The 19318-nt window shown below is 29.2% G+C and carries 20 protein-coding genes; 16 read left to right on the top strand and 4 right to left on the bottom strand.

What is annotated here, in order from left to right; all coding sequences use genetic code 11:
- Nucleotides 1–10 precede the first annotated feature (10 nt).
- Entirely contained in the window at nt 11–1612 is a 1602-nt protein-coding gene (locus WG950_RS08625) for a DUF4270 family protein (RefSeq protein ID WP_340931671.1), read from the top strand.
- Nucleotides 1613–1637: 25 nt separating this feature from the next.
- Nucleotides 1638–3494: a glutamine--fructose-6-phosphate transaminase (isomerizing) gene (gene glmS / locus WG950_RS08620; RefSeq protein ID WP_340931668.1), complete on the top strand. Its 1857-nt coding sequence runs from the start codon at nt 1638–1640 to the stop codon at nt 3492–3494.
- A 53-nt stretch (nt 3495–3547) separates the two neighbouring features.
- Here the strand turns inward: glmS and WG950_RS08615 are convergent, their stop codons facing one another.
- Nucleotides 3548–4153 (bottom strand): FAD-dependent oxidoreductase, encoded by a 606-nt coding sequence (locus WG950_RS08615; RefSeq protein ID WP_340931665.1) that lies wholly within the window; start codon nt 4151–4153, stop codon nt 3548–3550.
- Between the two features lies 1 nt (nt 4154).
- A complete protein-coding gene (locus WG950_RS08610) occupies nt 4155–4742 on the bottom strand; it encodes a MarC family protein (RefSeq protein ID WP_077810772.1) in 588 nt (195 codons plus the stop codon).
- 85 nt (nt 4743–4827) lie between these two features.
- On the opposite strand from WG950_RS08610, the gene WG950_RS08605 reads away from it, so the two are divergent.
- Nucleotides 4828–5397 (top strand): DUF3109 family protein, encoded by a 570-nt coding sequence (locus tag WG950_RS08605; RefSeq protein WP_340931664.1) that lies wholly within the window; start codon nt 4828–4830, stop codon nt 5395–5397.
- On the opposite strand, the gene WG950_RS08600 is transcribed toward WG950_RS08605, so the two are convergent.
- Both WG950_RS08600 and WG950_RS08595 read right to left on the bottom strand, forming a co-directional pair.
- A complete protein-coding gene (locus WG950_RS08600) occupies nt 5389–7305 on the bottom strand; it encodes a tetratricopeptide repeat-containing sensor histidine kinase (RefSeq protein ID WP_340931661.1) in 1917 nt (638 codons plus the stop codon). The genes WG950_RS08605 and WG950_RS08600 overlap by 9 nt on opposite strands.
- 3 nt (nt 7306–7308) lie before the next feature.
- Entirely contained in the window at nt 7309–8043 is a 735-nt protein-coding gene (locus WG950_RS08595) for a LytR/AlgR family response regulator transcription factor (RefSeq protein WP_340931659.1), read from the bottom strand.
- A 332-nt stretch (nt 8044–8375) separates the two neighbouring features.
- Here WG950_RS08595 and WG950_RS08590 point away from each other — a divergent pair, with 332 nt between their 5' ends.
- From WG950_RS08590 to WG950_RS08530, 13 genes are all read left to right on the top strand, one after another.
- Entirely contained in the window at nt 8376–9116 is a 741-nt protein-coding gene (locus WG950_RS08590) for an energy transducer TonB (protein WP_340931657.1), read from the top strand.
- Between the two features lie 69 nt (nt 9117–9185).
- Complete coding sequence (gene deoC / locus WG950_RS08585) at nt 9186–9932, top strand: deoxyribose-phosphate aldolase (RefSeq protein WP_340931655.1); 747 nt, start codon at nt 9186–9188, stop codon at nt 9930–9932.
- Nucleotides 9933–9934: 2 nt separating this feature from the next.
- A complete protein-coding gene (locus tag WG950_RS08580; protein ID WP_079737883.1) occupies nt 9935–10516 on the top strand; it encodes an acyltransferase in 582 nt (193 codons plus the stop codon).
- Entirely contained in the window at nt 10509–12581 is a 2073-nt protein-coding gene (locus tag WG950_RS08575; protein WP_340931652.1) for a gliding motility protein RemB, read from the top strand. Before WG950_RS08580 ends, WG950_RS08575 begins: the two co-directional genes overlap by 8 nt.
- 200 nt (nt 12582–12781) lie before the next feature.
- Nucleotides 12782–13684 (top strand): heme o synthase, encoded by a 903-nt coding sequence (gene cyoE, locus WG950_RS08570; RefSeq protein WP_079737885.1) that lies wholly within the window; start codon nt 12782–12784, stop codon nt 13682–13684.
- Nucleotides 13685–13694: 10 nt separating this feature from the next.
- Nucleotides 13695–14279, top strand: coding sequence for a cytochrome c oxidase subunit 3 (locus WG950_RS08565; protein ID WP_340931648.1), 585 nt, complete (start codon nt 13695–13697; stop codon nt 14277–14279).
- Nucleotides 14280–14336: 57 nt separating this feature from the next.
- Nucleotides 14337–15311, top strand: coding sequence for a cytochrome c oxidase subunit 3 (locus WG950_RS08560; protein ID WP_340931646.1), 975 nt, complete (start codon nt 14337–14339; stop codon nt 15309–15311).
- A gap of 18 nt (nt 15312–15329) precedes the next feature.
- Complete coding sequence (locus tag WG950_RS08555; protein ID WP_077810783.1) at nt 15330–15668, top strand: cytochrome C oxidase subunit IV family protein; 339 nt, start codon at nt 15330–15332, stop codon at nt 15666–15668.
- 76 nt (nt 15669–15744) lie between these two features.
- Entirely contained in the window at nt 15745–16395 is a 651-nt protein-coding gene (locus WG950_RS08550) for a hypothetical protein (protein WP_340931643.1), read from the top strand.
- A gap of 5 nt (nt 16396–16400) precedes the next feature.
- Nucleotides 16401–17045 carry an SCO family protein gene (locus tag WG950_RS08545; RefSeq protein WP_340931641.1) on the top strand — a complete coding sequence of 215 codons (645 nt, stop codon included), beginning with the start codon at nt 16401–16403 and terminating at the stop codon, nt 17043–17045.
- Nucleotides 17038–17577 (top strand): DUF420 domain-containing protein, encoded by a 540-nt coding sequence (locus tag WG950_RS08540; protein WP_340931640.1) that lies wholly within the window; start codon nt 17038–17040, stop codon nt 17575–17577. The genes WG950_RS08545 and WG950_RS08540 overlap by 8 nt, the downstream gene beginning before the upstream one ends.
- Nucleotides 17570–17791, top strand: coding sequence for a hypothetical protein (locus tag WG950_RS08535; RefSeq protein ID WP_340931639.1), 222 nt, complete (start codon nt 17570–17572; stop codon nt 17789–17791). The genes WG950_RS08540 and WG950_RS08535 overlap by 8 nt, the downstream gene beginning before the upstream one ends.
- Before the next feature lie 190 nt (nt 17792–17981).
- Nucleotides 17982–19304 carry a TolC family protein gene (locus WG950_RS08530; protein WP_077810788.1) on the top strand — a complete coding sequence of 441 codons (1323 nt, stop codon included), beginning with the start codon at nt 17982–17984 and terminating at the stop codon, nt 19302–19304.
- Nucleotides 19305–19318: the final 14 nt, after the last annotated feature.

Raw genomic sequence — 19318 nt, 5'->3', positions numbered from 1 at the left:
TTATTTTAGTGTGAAAAATATTTTTAGAAAGAATGCCTATTTTGGTGTTTTATTACTAGTACTTGCAGGTGTTATTTCTTGCGAAAAAGATTTTACAGATATAAATAGTGGTGTTGTAAGTAATACAAAGTTTACTACAAACGATACAATATTAGAAGTTTTGGTTTCTAATGCACCAATAGATAATGTTAAAGCAGATGGTTTAGAGTTACTATCATCACCTTATTTTGGTTTACAAGGGCAATATCTTTTAGGAACCTATATTAATGACGAGTATGAAAAAATAGAAGCATCTATTGTCTCTCAAATTAGCATAGATCCAGAATTAGAAATTGTGTCTTATGAAAACCCTGATAATTTAGCATATGAAACTACAATTGATACAGCTTTTTTAAGACTACCATATCACTCAACGTTAGTTTCTAATACAGATAGACCAGTTTATACTTTAGACTCTATTGTAGGAAATCAAGAATTACCTTTCACTTTAAATATTTATGAATTAGATACATATTTAAATACACTTAATCCAGAGGATCCTACAAAAACAAATTCATTTTTTTCTGATGCAACTTATCAGACAAAATCTACACCATTGACTATTGAAGAAGATATGGATTTTAAACCAAATCCTAACGATACTTTAGTGATTGTTAAAAGAAGGAATAGTTTAGGTGCAATTCATCAAACAGATACTATTAGATATACTTCTAGTGCTGCTTCAGAAATTGGGTTGCCAATGGCTATTATACCTTTAGACGAAACATTTGTAAAAGAAACGTTTTTAGATAATTATGGAACATCTAATTTTGATTCTCAGAATACTTTTAATAACTTTTTTAGAGGAATTGTAATTGAGGCAAAAGAAAAAGTACATGATTCTGGAGAAGAAGGAGGTTCTTTAATTGCTTTTAATTTAAGAAGTTCTGCAACTACTGCGTTAAATCCATTAATCGAAGTGTACTATACAAACACGTTTTTTAAAGCAAACAGTACAGAAATTGATACTGTTATTACAAAAACACATACGTTTCAATTAGGCGGTATTATCAACAGTAAATATGCCGTTAATAACAAGGTTTACCCAGCAAATAATGAAGTGAAAATACAAGGAGCTGCTGGTTCTGAAGCTAATGTTGAGATCTTACAAGGAAATCAAATTTCTGTTCTTAAAAACAAAGAATGGTTAATAAATGATGCTACCTTAACTTTTTACATAAATCAATCTTCTGATACAGTTACTGCACCAAATAGACTTCATTTATATAAAAGAGGCGTTTCTGCGACAGGAAAACCTATCTTAAGTCATGTAAAAGATAGTTATTCTGAATCTGCTACTTTTGGTGGAAACTTGGTTAGAGAAAATAGTAAGAAAGATAATTATGTATTTAAAATTACTGATTATGTTTCAGATTTATTGAGTGGTGAGACGAATTATAATCCTACGTTAAGGCTGAAGGTGTTTAATAATACAGATGCTCAAATTGCAGATACTACGTATACTAGATATAACTGGAATCCTAAATCTGTATCTATTTTAAACGGAGATGAAAGTTTAAACGGAACAAGAAGAGCTCAGTTAAAAATATCTTATACAAAGAAAAAGAACTAAAATTTTAGATTAAAATAGAATTGTTATGTGTGGAATTACGGGTTATATCGGTTTTAGAGATGCTTATCCTATTGTAATTAACGGATTAAAGAGATTAGAGTACAGAGGTTACGATAGTGCTGGTCTTATGATGTATGACGGAGAGAAAATACACTTATCTAAAACTAAAGGAAAAGTTTCTGAATTAGAATCTATTACAAATAATGAAGAAATAAGAAAGGTTGGTAAAATAGGAATAGGTCATACACGTTGGGCAACTCACGGAATTCCTAATGATACAAACTCTCATCCTCATTCTTCTCAATCTGGAAATCTAGTTATCGTTCATAACGGAATCATAGAAAATTACGATACTTTAAAGAAAGAATTAGTATCAAGAGGTTATACTTTTAAAAGTGATACAGATACAGAGGTATTAATAAACTTAATTGAAGAAGTTAAAAAACAAGAAAATTGTAAATTAGGTAAGGCTGTTCAATTAGCTTTAAATAATGTTATTGGTGCTTATGCTATTGCGGTTTTTGATAAAACAAAACCTAACGAAATTATTGTAGCTCGTTTAGGAAGTCCGATTGCAATTGGTGTTGGTGAAGATAATTCAGAGTTTTTTATAGCTTCTGATGCTTCTCCTTTTATTGAGTATACGAAAGATGCTATTTATTTAGAAGATGAAGAAATGGCAATCATCAAGTTAGATAAAGGAATTAAAATACGTAAGATAAAAGACGATTCTTTAGTTGATGCAAATATTCAAAAGTTAAAGATTAGTTTAGATCAAATTGAAAAAGGTGGTTACGACCATTTTATGTTGAAAGAAATTCATGAGCAACCTAAAGCAATTATAGATACTTATCGCGGTAGAATGTTACCAGATGAAGGGATTATTAGAATGTCTGGAATAGACAATCACATGAATAAATTCTTAAATGCAGAGAGAATTATCATTGTTGCTTGTGGTACTTCTTGGCATGCAGGTTTGGTTGGAGAATACCTAATTGAAGATAAAGCTCGTATTCCTGTAGAAGTAGAATATGCATCAGAATTTAGATATAGAAACCCAATAATTACATCTAAAGACGTAGTTATTGCAATTTCGCAATCTGGTGAAACTGCAGATACTTTAGCGGCAATTAAATTAGCAAAATCTAAAGGTGCTTTTGTGTTTGGTATTTGTAATGTAGTTGGCTCTTCTATTGCTAGAGAAACAGATGCTGGTGCTTACACGCACGCAGGACCAGAAATAGGTGTAGCGTCAACAAAAGCTTTTACTACTCAAATTACTGTTTTAACATTAATTGCGTTAAAATTAGCCTCTAAAAAAGGAGAAATTTCTAAGTCTGAATTAAGAACATTTTTACAAAAAATGCAACTGATACCAAAAAAGGTAGAAGACTTATTAAAAATTGATGAAAAAGTAAAAGAAATAGCAGCAGTTTATAAAGATGCACCAAATTGTTTATATTTAGGTAGAGGCTTTAATTTTCCTGTTGCTTTAGAAGGCGCTTTAAAACTTAAAGAAATTTCTTACATTCATGCAGAAGGGTATCCTGCTGCAGAAATGAAGCATGGTCCAATTGCCTTAATTGACGAGAATATGCCGATTTTTGTAATTGCAACAAACAAAGGACACTACGAAAAAGTTGTAAGTAATATTCAAGAAATTAAATCTAGAGCAGGAAAAATTATTGCAATTGTAACTGAAGGTGATACTCAAGTTAAAGATATTGCAGATCATGTTATAGAAATACCAGAAACAGAAGAGGCTTTAACACCGTTATTAACAACAATACCTTTTCAGTTATTATCTTACCACATTGCTGTAATGCTAAATAAAAATGTAGATCAGCCAAGAAACCTTGCAAAATCGGTTACGGTAGAGTAAATAATTATACATATAAAATAAAAAAGCCAGCTAATTAGCTGGCTTTTTTATTGTTAAATTTTATGATGAATTTTAACGTGTTTGTTATTGTTCCAAAGAGTTAAAATATCTGTTGCAACTGCTGCTCCACTTCCCGCGGCAATGGCGTATTGACTTCTATGTCCTGCAATTGTTCCGCAGCAATAAAGCCCTTTTTTTATAAATTGATCGTTGTTTAAAAGTTGAATTCTGTCTTTCTCAGGATTTGCTTTTTTATGAGGTATAATGTATTCTTCGAACCCATCAATAGTAAATGGTTTAGAATAATTTAAAGCTAAAACTACTATTTTAGAAATATACGTGCTTTTATTTGTTTTAATTTGATAAGTATCTGCTAACTCTTTGACTGCAATTACCTTTTCATTTTCAATTTGCTGAATTTCACTATAAAGTTCTTCTAAATGTTCTTTTCCTTCTGTAAGAATCTCTCTTCCTAGTTTTGCCGGAGCTAAACCTAAAACATTATTAAATAAAGCATTTTGCAGGTGAGAATTTTTTTGATGCATGATAATTCCGACCTTTTTTTGATCAAAAAAAGGCTTGTCTTTTGCAGAACCAAGAACTAATGCGCACTGTAAACCAGAAACACCACCACCAATAATTAAAGCATCAAATATCATATTAAATAAATAAAGCTTTAATGTTTTGAGCGAATAATTTTACAGCAATAGCTAATAATATAACACCAAATACTTTTCTAATTATCTGAATTCCGTTAGGACCAATTAGTTTTTCAATTTTAGAAGATGTTTTTAAAACTACGTAAATTAAAATAACGTTTAATAAAACAGCTGTTATAATGTTTTCTATATGAAACTCTGCTCTTAAAGATAATAAGGTTGTTAAACTACCAGGACCAGCAATTAAAGGAAATGCTAAAGGGAAAACAGAAGCTGTTATAGCATTTACACCATCTTCGCTGTCTTTATAAAGAGTGATTCCTAAAATCATTTCTAATGCAATAAAAAACAGAATAAAAGAACCAGCAACAGCAAAAGAATTTACATCAATACCAATTAAACTTAATAAACTTTGCCCTAAAAACAGAAAAATAATCATAATTACACCAGCAATTAATGACGCTTTTTCAGATTGAATGTGGCCTGCTTTCTTTCTTAAATCGATAATAATAGGAATGTTACCAATAATATCAATTACAGCAAAAAGCACCATAAAGGCAGTAAATATCTCTTTAAAATTAAAATTCATAATCGTTTATTTTATTTTGCAAAATTAGTCAACTTACTTTACTGAAGTGTAAAATTAAAGAAAATAATTATCTTATTTTTGTAGCATGTTTCAACTAGGAAAAACTATAGTATCAGAAGATATAATCGAAAAAGATTTTGTGTGTAATATTTCTGCTTGTAAAGGTGCTTGTTGCATAGACGGCGAAGCAGGAGCGCCTTTAGATAAAGAAGAGACCAAGATTTTAGAAGATATATATCCTAAAGTAAAACCTTTTTTAAGAAAAGAAGGAATTGATGTAATAGAAAAAGGAGGTACTTGGGTTACTAGCGAATGGGGTGAGTTAGAAACCCCTTTAATTAATGGTGCAGATTGTGCTTACGTAATTTTTGATGAAAAAAATACGGCACTTTGTGCAATTGAAGAAGCTTATAATCAAGGTGAGATTGATTGGAAAAAACCTGTTTCTTGTCATTTATATCCAGTTAGAGTGAAAGATTACAGCGAATTTTCTGCTGTAAACTATCATAAATGGGAAATTTGTGATGATGCGTGTACTCTAGGTAAAGAGTTGCAAGTGCCGGTTTACAAATTTGTAAAGCAAGCTTTAATTAGAAAGTTTGGCGAAAATTGGTACGCAGAATTAGAAAAAGTAGCAGAAAAACATCTAAAATAGAGGAAACATTAAAATAACTTTTGTTCCGCAAGTTTTGTTGTTTTCGTTAACAACATCTTTGTACGTTAATTCAAAATTATTTTTAAGAGGTTTTGCAAAAGTTTCTAATCTATCTTTGGTTAATTCGATGCCAATAGATTTTCTTTGAATCGATTTTTTTGCTTTAATTTTAGCAGCAGCTTTTCTACCTATTCCGTTATCTTCAATTTCAATTTTAATATACTCGTTAGATACTTTTTCTAACGTAATACTCATTTTTTTATTTTCTTTTTTAGTTGATAAACCATGCCACAAAGAGTTTTCTAGAAAAGGCTGTAAAACTAAAGGAGGTATTTTAATTGCGTTTAAATTAACTGCATCATCATTTTTAATATGAAAGTCAATTTCATTAGAAAAACGAATATTCTCTATACTCATATAAAGTTTCATTGTTTCTAATTCTTCTGCTAAGCTAGTTTCTTGAATAGAAGAGGCTTCTAAAATTTTTCGCATCAATTTAGAAAATTTATTTAGGTAAGAAGTAGCCTTTTTTTGATTGTTTTCTATAATGTAAAGCTTTATAGAGTTTAACGCGTTAAACATAAAATGAGGATTCATTTGCATTCTTAATGCATCTTGTTTTAAAGAAAGAATCTTTTTTTCAGTTTTAAGTTCCTTTTGCTGACCTCTATAAAACAAGGTAACAACAATAAATAAAAGAATACTAATAGAAAAAATTAGTAAATTTCTATTTCGAGTTACTTTTAAATGTGCAATTTGATTTTTTTTAGCTAAATCTTTAATTTGGTTTTCTGCTCTTTCTTTATTGTACTCGGTAATTAGGTCTCTAACATAAATTAAATTTCTTGCGTTAAATGTTTTAAAATCTTCTTCTTTTGCAACTTTATAATGGCTGTAAGCTTCTTTATAATTGCCTGTTTTGTTGTATAAAAAAGCCAGGTTTTCGTTTGCTTTTACAACAATTGTTTGAATTTTATGCTTTTTGGCAATTTCTAAAGCAGTAAGTAAATATTTTTTTGCTTCATCATAATTGCCCAAATATCCGTAGGATAAGCCCAAGGTATTATATGTATTCGATAAATAAAACTTGTCGTTTTCTTCTATTGCTAGCGGTAAAACTGCACTCACAGTTTCTAATGCTTTTTGATGATTGCCTTTTTTTGTAAGAACATTTGCAATACTATAACCACAAATAATTTTACCAATTTTAGAGTCTATTTGATTGTTATAATCTAAAGATTTTTTAAAACTTTTTAGAGCTTCATCTAAATTACCCAAATCTTCGTGAGCAGTACCAATTGTTTTATGATTGATAGCTAAACCTAATTTGTAATTTAATTTCTGATGAATTACGATAGATTTTTCAAACTCTTTTAGAGCCAAGTTATATTGTTTTAGTGAATTGTAAATGTTACCAATTCCGTTTTCTGAAATACTAATTAATTTCTGAATTTCGATACTTGGGTTCTCTACACTTAGACCTTTGTCTAATGCTTCTTTATGGTAATTTAAACCATTAATTATTTCGTCTTGCCTTCTGTAAACAGAGCCAATATTATTTAAGGTAGTAATTTCGTTTTCTAAACTATTTAATTCTTTGCTAATTTTTAAGGCTTCGTTATATTGAATTAAAGCTTCATTAAATAAAGAAATATCTCTATAATATTTTCCTAAAGTACTTTTACCGTAAAATAATCCTTCCAAATAATTGTTTTCTTTACTTGTTGCAATTATTTCTTCTAAAATTTTTTTGTTTTTCTCGTTACCTTTAAAAATAGAATCAATAGCACTAATGCTAGTGGGTTTGTTAAAAATAAGATAAGTTAATTTACTTTTTAAATCATTTTTTTGACTAAAAAGAACATTCGATAAAAGGTAAAACAGAATTAAAAGTATTTTAGACTTCATAAGTTAAAATTTTTCTAAGAATTCTGTTTTTTTACTTCTAGAAACCGGTATTTTATGATTGTTTTCTAACACAACATAACCATCGGTTTTTAAGTATTCTTTTACTTTATTTAAATTGATAACATAAGAATTATGGATTCTAAAGAAAACGTTTTGTGGTAATAAGGAATGAATTTCTTTTATCTTCTTAGTTACCACTATTTTTTTGTTGTCATCGGTAAAAATTGTTGAGTAATTTCCGTCAGAAGCAATAAATGTAATTTCAGACGGTTCTAAAAAAATAAGTTTACCGTCTGTGCTAAGCGTAATTTTTTTTGTAGTCTGTTTGTCATTAAAATTCAATAACACTTTTTCTATATCGTTAGAATTTATAGATCGTAAATTATGCTTTTTTACTTTAGCGATAGTTTCTTCTAAATCATCTGTATCAATAGGTTTTAAAAGATAATCAATAGCTTCGTTTTTAAGCGCCTTTATTGCGTATTCGTTATAAGCAGTCGTAATTACAACTGCAAAATTCTTAGTTGTTAATTTACTTAAAAACTGAAATCCATCCATTGTAGGCATTTCGATGTCTAAAAATAGACAATCGATTTCGTTAACAGCTAAATATTTTAAAGCCTCTTCGGGCTCATTAAAGGTAGCGGCAATACTAATTTCATTTTCAAAATTAGACAATTCCCAAGATAAGCCTTGTATGGCTTTCGGTTCATCATCTATAATAACAGCTTTTAACATGATTGTAATTTATTCAGAATTGCTATATTATATAAATTTAGTAACACTTTTGCTTAATTAACGTACTTTTTATCTTATAATTTTTACTTTTTGATAAAAAACTGACCAATTATACATTTTTAAGAACCATTTGTACAAGTCTAAAATTTAACGCTCTTGTTTTTATTTAAATTTGTATAGCATTTTAGGGGAATGCAACAATTTTTTTGAAATTTGAAACTGGTTAACTGTAGGGGGCTAATCAGTTTTATTAAAGCATCACATAAGTGATGCTTTTTTTTATGGCACGTTCTTTGTTTTAACAAAGTCTTAACATAAAAAATTTCTTAATTATGAAAAACCTTAAAAAACTACCTTCAAAGCAATTAGAGAAATTCTCTAACATTTTTACACAATTAGGTCTTGTACTCGTTCTTTTTATTGTTTATATAACTCTAGAGCACGAAACTTCTAAGAAAACTGTTGCAGAAATTAAAGAGTATTCGTCCGAAAAAATATATTTAGAACCCACACAGGTTTTCGAATTTGTAAAAGAAGTCAAAACAAATCCGAAACCTAAGGCTATAAAACCACAAATTTTTATACCAGAAGAGGTTCAAAAAGTTAAAAATGATGTTGTAGAAACTGTAATAGATACATCAGAAGACGAACCTGTTATTATAAATGCTGATGATATTGTAGAGGTTGATATTCCTGATGAAGATCCAGTAATTAACGATGTACCGTTTATTAATATAGAAGACGCGCCTGTTTTTAAGGGTTGTGAAGGTTTGTCTAAGAAAGAAAATAAAATATGTTTTGATAAAAAAATGAAACAGTTTGTGTTACGTAACTTTGATGCAGGTTTAGGTAATGAATTAGGTTTACACTCTGGGATTCATAAAATTCAGACACAATTTTTAATTGATGACAAAGGAAACGTTGTCGATGTAAAAATTAGAGCACCACACAAAAGGTTAGAAAAAGAAGCAAGTAGATTGATTAAAAAACTGCCTAAATTTACTCCAGGAAAACAAAGAAATAGACCTGTAAGAGTTAGATATAATTTACCCATCGCATTTAGTGTAGAGTAATATTTTAAGCCCAACCAATTGGTTGGGCTTTTTACTATTGTATAGTTTAGATTTTGTTATTTTTGTAGTATGAAAATAAATCAATTTTTAGATGCTACCTATTTAAAGACTGCAGAACAAGCTGGTATAACCGAAGAAGAAAACCTTCAAAATGTTATAAGTTTGGTGGAAGAAGCAATTTTATATGAGTATAAATTGATTATGATTCGTGCCAATTATATTAAAACTGCAAGAAGACTTTTAAACGATGCAAAATCAAATGTAGTTATAGGTACTGTTATCGATTTTCCTGCTGGAAACTCATCCTTAGAAAACAAAATTTCAGAAGCAAAAGAAGCTATTAATTTAACTGCAGATGAATTAGATTTTGTTGTAGATTATGATGCGTTTAAAAATGGCAAAATTTCATCAATTAAAAAAGAAATAGAAGAATGCACTGCGCTTTGCCTAAAACATAATAAGAAAGCAAAATTTATTATAGAAGTTGCCGCATTATCTAGTGAAGAAATAATTGTAATTTCACAGCTTATAAAAGAAGTTGTAATTGAAAAGTTTGGATTAGAAAATGCAAAAAATGTATTTGTTAAATCCTCTACAGGTTTTTTTAAAACTGATGATAATTCTGCAAACGGCGCAACTTTAGAAACTATAAAGTTAATTCTAGAAAATGCAAAACCATTAAAGGTTAAAGCAGCTGGCGGAGTTAAAAATTATGAAATGGCAACTAAAATGATAGATTTAGGAGTTGACCGAATAGGAACTTCTTCTTCTAAGCAAATTATAAATAAAACACAGAACGTAAACCAAGGTTATTAATTTTGAAAGATTTTTTTGCACACGAAACAGCTGTTATAGATACAGATTGCACAATTGGCAAAGACACTAAGATTTGGCATTTTAGCCACATAATGTCTAATTGTGTTATCGGTAAAGGTTGTAATATTGGTCAGAATGTTGTGGTTTCGCCTAAAGTTGTTTTGGGTAGTAATGTAAAAGTGCAAAATAACGTTTCTATTTATACGGGTGTTATTTGCGAAGATGATGTTTTTCTTGGGCCTTCTATGGTTTTTACAAACGTAATAAATCCAAGAAGTGCAATTAAAAGAAAAGACGAATATAAAACTACAGTTGTAAAAAAAGGTGCTAGTATTGGTGCTAATGCAACCATTGTTTGTGGTAATAATATAGGTAAATATGCTTTTGTTGGCGCAGGAGCCGTTGTTACTAAAGAGGTTTTACCATATGCTTTAGTAGTTGGCAACCCTTCTAAACAAATTGGTTGGGTAAGCGAATATGGGCATAGATTAATTTTCGATGATAACGGTTTTGCCGTTTGTAAAGAGAGTAATCAGAAATATCAATTAAAAAATAATATAGTTATACAGTTAAAAAATGATTAAAAAATTTTTCCTTTTAGTTTTAATATTACCTTCTTTATTTTATGCTCAGTCAGAGAGGTATCCTGTTTTTGATGGTTGTAAAGGATCAGAAATAACATCCATAGAAAACTGTTTTTACGAAACCACAAAAAAACATTTTTTTGCAGAGTTTAAAACACCTGCAATTGTAGAAAATGAACAATATAAAGGTACAGCAAATGTTTTATTTATAGTAACTAAAGAAGGTGATTTTGAGGTTATCTATGTAAACACACCGTATCAAGAAATAAAGAAAGAAGTTTTAAGAGCTTTTAAGGTTTTTACAAGAATTACTCCTGCAAAATATAATAATAGAAGTGTAGAAATGCAATTTGAATTGCCAATTCAGTTTCCGATTGTAAAAAATAATAAAGAAACCAAGGCACCAATAAAAAAGAGTATTTTGACTTCGAAAGAAGATTTATCTATAACTGTAGAAAAAAGTAGATTGGCAGATTCTGTTTTTTTAGAACACAATAGCTTGTTAAATATTCCTTTTACACATCAAAATTATGTAGATTATGAATTTGCATTGCACAAGGCTAGTGGTACGCATACAGCTTCTAAACCTTATGTTTATAATGAGATAAATAAATATTTAGATTTAAGTAAAGAGAAAACAAAGTTTTTAAAACCGAATAAAGAGTCTTGGTTGGGTAGAAAACTATGGAATGAACATTTACTGCAAGTAAAAAAGAAAGATTTTTGGTTGACTTTGGATTTTTTAGTTGATGTACAATTAGGAAAAGACAATTCTGATGTTTCTTATACATATAACAACTCTAGAATATTAACTGTTAATGGGGGTTTGGGTGATAAGTTTTCTTATTCTGCAACGGTTTATGAAAGTCAGGCAAGATTTGCAGATTATGTAAATAGCTTTATTAGTAGCAGATCTTTTTTAACTAGACCCAAAAATTCTGATGGTTTAGTTCCTGGTAGAGGAAAAGCGAAGGCTTTTAAAGATGATGCATTCGATTATCCTGTTGCAGAAGGTTATTTAGCTTTTCAACCAAATAAATTTATGCAATTTCAATTTGGTAATGGTAGAAATTTTATTGGTGACGGTTACAGATCTTTTATTTTATCGGATGTTTCTGCACCAACCACTTACTTAAAGATGAAAGTAGATTTTTGGAAATTGCAATACACAAATGTTTGGATGTGGAATACAGAGCCATCAATTTCATCTGCTTCCAATCCTAACGAGCATGCTAGAAAATATATTGCAGCACATTATTTAAGTTTAAGTTTAACAGAGAAATTAAATATCGGATTCTTTGAAACAGCAATATCTACAGGAGAAAATGGTTTTGATGCAGCGTTTTTTAATCCGGTGATATTTTATAGATCCGTAGAATTTAATAGAGGAGAAGATTCTGGTAATGCTATTATTGGTTTAACAGGTAAATACAAGTTAAATAACAATGTTTCTTTATACTCTCAATTAATTGTTGATGAATTTTCAGTTGGAAATTTAAATGACTTAGGGAAATGGCAAAACAAATTTGCGTATCAATTAGGTGCAAAATACTTTGATGCATTTAATGTTGATGATTTATTTCTACAGTTAGAATACAATTATGCTAGACCTTATACTTTTGCTCACAAAACACCTATTTTAAATTATGGTAACTATAGCCAACCAATGGGGCATTTGTGGGGAGCAAACTTTTATGAAGCAATTGCAATTGCAAGATATAAGAAAGATAGATGGTCTTTTAGTGGTAAGTTAACCATAGGTAAAAAAGGATTTGACTTTGAAGATGAAGCAATTAGTTATGGTGGTAACATTTATCAATCTTATGAAGATAGATTTAGCGATGTTGGTAATGAATTGGCACAAGGTAATACTGCAAATATTTTTATTGCAGATTTACAAGGTAATTATTTAATCAACCCGTCTAATCGACTAAGTTTATTTGCAGGCTTTACATACAGAAAGTTTTCGCCAAAAGTTTCTACTCAAACATATTCTGAAGGAAATACAGTATGGTTTTCTGCTGGAATACGAGCAGATTTATTTAATTGGTATTTAGATTTTTAATTTTATATAAATTTTTGGTTTTTATAATCGAATAATGATTATATTTGCAGTGTGATTCTTCTATAGAATCACACTTTTTCTTTTTCATAGCAATTTTCCCACTCAATTTATTGAGTGGGTTTTTTATTTATTATCAAAACTCTTAAAAGCTATGGTAGATTCATTTTTATCAAATATCTTTGCAGAATAATGGTAGTAATATGAATTCAACAGTTATTTCCGATAAGAAAACATCTATGCAAAGTATTATTTCAGACCTAAAACAATTAGCAAAAGTTGGTTTGTCTTTAAGTGTTGTGTTTTCTTCTATTGCAGGATATTTGTTAGCAGTAGAAACTGTGAGCTATTTTACACTCTTTCTTTTAGGTTTAGGTGGTTTTTTTATGGTTGGTGCATCTAATGCATTTAATCAAATTATAGAAAAAGATACAGATGCTATAATGAAACGTACACAAAATAGACCTTTACCAACAGGTAGAATGTCTGTAAACGTCGCGTTAACAATTGCAGTTTTATTCACAATTTTTGGTTTGGCAATTTTGTACAGTATAAACCCTAAATCTGCATTGTTTGGCGCAATATCTATATTCTTATACACTTGTGTTTATACGCCTTTAAAATCTGTAACACCATTAACTGTTTTTGTGGGTGCAATACCAGGTGCAATACCATTTATGTTAGGTTGGGTTGCTGCAACAAACAATTTTGGTATAGAAGCAGGGTTTTTATTTATGATTCAGTTTTTTTGGCAATTCCCGCATTTTTGGGCGATTGGATGGTTGCAATTTGAAGAGTATAAAAAAGCAGGATTTAATATGTTGCCAATGGGTTCTAAAGACAAAGGCGCAATTAAACAAATTATTTTCTACACAGTAATAATGATCTTGGTATCAATAGCACCTGTGTTAAAAGTTTCTGGTTCATTTTATATTCACCCAATAACAGCTATAATAGTTGCTTTATTTGGTGTGATGATGCTTTTTTACGGAGTAAAATTATATAAAAGTGAAGATAATATTGATGCAAGAAAGTTAATGTTATCGAGTGTTTTGTACATAACAGTAGTACAAATTATATATGTGGTAGATAAATTTTTACATTAAAAGAAGACAGATGGAAGAACAAACATTACAACAAGAACTAACTGTTGCTAGAAAAAAATCTGCAAAACCAATGTTGTGGGTTTCGATGATTAGTATGGTTATGTTTTTTGCGGGTTTAACAAGTGCTTATGTAATAAGCATGAAAAGAGATGATTGGGTTACTTTTGATTTGCCAATTGCATTTTATACAAGTACAGCACTAATTATATTAAGTAGCATTACATTAATTTTATCTCAAAGATTTTTAAAACAAAATAAAAGACAATTATCGCTTATATTTGTATTAGTAACACTTATTTTAGGTATCGCTTTTATTTGGCAACAATATGAAGGTTTTAACGAACTAAAAAGTCTTGGTTTGTATTTTACAGGACCAGGTAGCACAGTGTCTACATCGTTTATAATTGGTATTACATTAATGCACGTTTTTCACCTGATAGCTGGTGTTATTGTGCTTTTTGTTGTTATTTATAATCATTTTAAATATAAATATAAACCAAATGATTTGCTGGGGTTTGAACTTGGCGCTATCTTTTGGCATTTTGTAGATATACTATGGATTTATCTATTTTTCTTTTTCTATTTTATTAGGTGATGAAAAATGATTAATTTTGCGAAACTATTTCTAACATTTAATTAATAGATTACATTTATGGAAGCAAATATTGCTGTACCAACTGACAAAAAAGAAACCTGGAGCGGTGGTGGTGTAAAACCATTTGGCGCTAGTTATGGTAAAATGATGATGTGGTTTTTCATCTTATCAGATGCATTAACATTTTCAGGGTTTTTAGCTGCTTATGGTTTAACTCGTTTTAAATTTATCGACTCTTGGCCAATAGCAGATGAGGTTTTTACTCACGTACCTTTTGTACACGGAGAATTTCCAATGATTTACGTTGCTATTATGACGTTTATCTTAATATTTTCATCTGTAACAATGGTATTAGCAGTAGACGCTGGTCATCAAATGAAAAAAAATAAAGTAGCATGGTATATGTTTGCTACAATTATTGGAGGTATTATTTTTGTTGGTTCGCAAGCTTGGGAATGGAATACTTTTATTAAAGGTTCTTATGGTGCTGTTAAAACTACAGATGGTAAAGTTTTACAATTTGTAAAAGACGGTAAACAAATTGCTTTAGCAGATTTTGTTATCGGAGAAAGAACAGATGATAGGGTAGAGCACACTAGAAAAAATGGTTTATGGTTTCAAAGTGAAGAAACAATTGCTACTTATTCTGTAGCACAAGTTTTGGCTGCTTACAACGCTAACCCAGATATTCAAGTAAGAACAGAATTAATAGACAACAAGAAAAAAACAATATTATCTAGAGAAGAAGGTTCTTTACAACTGGCTAAAACTAAAATGGTAGTTGAAGGGGCAAACTTAAAAGCAAATGAGTATGGTAATACAATTTTTGCAGATTTCTTCTTCTTTATTACTGGTTTTCATGGTTTTCACGTATTATCTGGTATAATAATTAATATCATCATCTTTTTTAATGTAATTTTAGGTACATATGAAAAAAGAGGACATTATGAAATGGTAGAAAAAGTTGGTTTATATTGGCACTTTGTAGATTTAGTTTGGGTATTTGTATTTACCTTTTTCTACTTAGTTTAATAAATAAAATAGATACAAATGGCACACGCACACGAATCAAACACAAAGAGAATATGGATCGTTTTTGGTATTCTTTCTGTAATAACTTTAGTAGAGGTTTATTTAGGTATTATTAAACCAGATGCTTTACACTTACATGGTCCAGGAACTAGTTGGTTAAATTGGATTTTTATAATCTTAACTTTAGCAAAGGCTTATGGTATTGCTTGGGTTTTTATGCATTTAGAAGGAGAAAAGAAATGGTTTAGAAGATCAATAGTTTGGTCTGGAGTTTTTCTAATTTGCTATTTAGTAACCTTACTCTTAATAGAAGGAGGCTATTTATTCGATACATTATCACCACTTGTAAAATGGTAATATAAAAAAGGTGGTTTTTAACCACCTTTTTTTATACCCAAAACTTAAGAAGTAACATTTTTTAAAAGGATTAATTATGAAGTTGTTTACAAAAAAAAGAGTCGTATTATTTTTATTATTTATATTTCCTTTAATCTGTTTCTTATTGCTGTCTACAGGGCAAAATAATTTCACAAAACTTCCAATTGTTACCGAGCGTGTTTTAGATGTTTCTACGATTGATGAAACTAATACTGTAAAATTATACGATAAAGTTTCTATAATCTGCTTTTTGGGTAACGATATCGACAAAAATAAATCGCGTCTTTTTAATTTGAATCAGAAAATTTATAAAGAATTTATAGACAACAAAAAATTTCAAATAATAGGTATATATCCTTTAGGTAAAGAAGTAGAAGCAAATAATGTGAAAAAGCAATTAGGCGCTTTTACAGACATGAAGAAATGGAATTTTATTGCAGCATCCGATGAAAATATTTTGAAGCTTTATAACAGTTTCGAAACTAATGAAGAATTAATTAACTTAGGAAGTGCAAAAGCTTTTTTAGTAGACAAAGGCGTAAACCTTCGTGGTAGATTAGATGAAAAAGAAGTCTTATTTGGTTATGATATGAATTCTGTGGCAGAGTTAAAAGATAAGTTAAAAGATGATGTTAACGTATTATATTACGAATACTACGCAGCTTTTAAAGAGAGAAATAAAAACAAGGCAGAAAGAAAAATTTAAGTAATATGAACAAAAAATATTCTTTTATCGGTATTGCATTTATCATTTTGCTATTTGGTATTTACACTGTGCCTAAAGTTGTAGACAGATTTAAAGATTCTGATTTGGTAAAATTTAATAAAGTACCAAGTTTTGAATTTACAAACCAAGAAGGTAAAACAATTACTAATAAAAATTTTGAAGGTAAAGTGCATGTAGTAGAGTTTTTCTTTTCTACTTGTCCTACTATTTGTCCCATAATGAACCAGAAAATGTTAACCATTCAAGATGAATTTTTTGGGAATCCTAACTTCGGAATAGCTTCTATATCTATTACTCCAGAAATCGATACACCAGAAGTTTTAAAAGAATATGCAAAATCAAACGGAATTACACATAAAAATTGGCATCTGCTAACAGGTAAAAATGATGATGTAGTTTATGCACTTTCTAATAAAGGATTTAAATTATATGCCGGAAAAGGAGACGAAGAACATGGTGGTTTTGAGCATTCGGGTTTATTTGCGCTTGTAGATAAAGACGGTTACATTCGCTCTAGAAAAGATGAGTATGGTAATCCTATTATGTATTACAGGGCTATAGAAGAACAAACTTTTCCTGATCAGATTAAAGAATTGAAAGAAGACATTAAAACTTTATTAAATGAATAATTTAGCACAAGAAAAAAAATATAAAAAGATTATTACAGCTTTATCTATAGTAATTCCTATTGCTGTAGCCGCATTATTTGGTATCAACTTAAGAGAATTAGGTTTTGATGTAGCTCCTTTAAAGTTTTTGCCACCTATTTATGCAACTATAAATGGTATTACAGCAATACTTTTAATTGCAGCAGTAATTGTAATTAAAAAAGGAAACAGAAAATTACATGAACAACTTAATAGCCTTGCAATTGCATGTTCTCTTTTATTTTTACTAATGTATATAGCTTATCACATGACAACAGATTCTACTACTTTTGGTGGAGAAGGTGTTATTAAATATATATATTATTTTATTTTGATTACTCATATTGTGTTATCTGTTATCGTGATTCCTTTTGTGTTAATAACATACATGAAAGCAAAATTGGGTAAATTTCCAGAACATAAAAAAGTAGCAAAAAAAACATTCCCTATTTGGCTTTATGTTGCAGTTACAGGGGTTATAGTCTATCTAATGATATCTCCTTATTATGTATAAAAACAAAATAGTTTTATTTATAGTAATTTTTTTACTTACTGTTTTTAATGGTTATTCTCAGTGCGCTATGTGTAAAGCTGTTGTAGAGAGCGGAGATATTTCTATGGCAGAAGGTGTAAATAACGGTATAACATATTTAATGATTTTTCCTTACTTATTAATTGGAGTTTTATTTTACACACTTTACAGGTATAAAAAGAAAGCTAAAAATTAACAAATAAATAAGAGAGATTTACTGTAACATATTTTAATTTTAGTCGTCTTATTAAAACAAACAAAAAATAAGTTCTATTTATTAGTTAAATTCTAGTCTGTTCACTATTCTGGTTTTTAGTAGATTAAGCTATTTTTGTTTTAATTATTGAAATAATAAATCAATTAACGCAGAATTAAAATTAAAGATTTTGAAAACCAAACTTATTTTATTTGTAGCCCTTTGTACCTCAATAGCTACTTTTTCACAAAAAAAATGGACATTAAGAGAAGCTGTAAATCAAGCTTTAGCCAAAAACATATCTATACAACAGAATAAGTTAAGTGTAGAATTGGCAAAAAAAGATGTAGAAATTGCAAAAGGTAATTTTTTACCAAACTTAAATGGTAGTTCTTCTGGTAGATTTGGTTTCGGTTCTTTTATTGATAATATTAGTAATGCAAGAATTTCTACGGATAACTTTAATGCTTCTTTTGATTTAAGTTCTAGTGCAACCTTATTTAACGGTTTTAGAAATACAAATACATATAAACAAGCTCAACTTGGTGTAGAGTCTAGTTTATTAGATTTAAAACAAATAGAAAATGATATTTCTTTAAGAGTTGTAAATACTTTTTTAAATGTATTATTTGCTAAAGAGAACCTAGAAGTCGCAAAAGTACAAGCAGAAATTAGTAAAAAACAAATTGATGCTGCAAAAGCTAGATTTGATGCAGGTGTAATTGCCAAAGGAGAACTTTTAAATTTTCAGTCTACAGCAGCTAATGATGTACAAAATGTAATTTTACAAGAAAATGCATTAGACTTGGCATTATTAAACTTAGCACAATTGTTACAAGAACCTGCAGAGAATTTTGACGTTGCACCGATAGAAGTTGCATCACCGTCGTCAGATTTGTTGTATGCGAATTCTTCATCAGTATTTCAAAAATCTTTAAATTATATGCCGGAAATAGCAAGAGCTAAATTGGCAATTGACAATGCAAATTTTAATATAGAACTTACCAAAGGTGCTTTTTTACCTACTGTAACTGCTTTTGCAGGTATGGGAACAGGTTACAGTCATAGATTTAATGAAATTTTTACAAACGATTATTTTTTCAAACAACTAAATGACAATTTAGGTTATAATGTAGGTGTTTCTTTAAACATCCCTATTTTTAATAGATTTCAAACTAAAAATAGATTAGCACAATCTAAAATTAATAAAGAAATCTCAGAAACTAGATTAGAGAGTCAAAAGTTAGCTTTAAAACAAACTATAGAACAAGCCTTTTTAGACGTAAAATCAAGTTTAAAAGCATATGAAGCAGCAAAAATTTCTTTAGAAGCACAAAAAGAAGCTTTTAAAAACGCACAAGAAAGATACAACTACGGTGCAATGACTTTATTCGATTTTGATTTGGTAAGAACAAGGTTGGTAAATGCAGAAGGGGCAATGATTCGTTCTAAATACGATTACGTGTTCAAAACAAAAGTATTACAATTCTATTCAGGAGAATTAGTTTTTTAAAAACCCTCAATATT

Origin of the sequence: Polaribacter marinaquae, from assembly GCF_038019025.1 — a bacterium.
Taxonomy (GTDB): domain Bacteria; phylum Bacteroidota; class Bacteroidia; order Flavobacteriales; family Flavobacteriaceae; genus Polaribacter; species Polaribacter marinaquae.
This window is presented reverse-complemented; position numbering and strand designations above follow the sequence as displayed.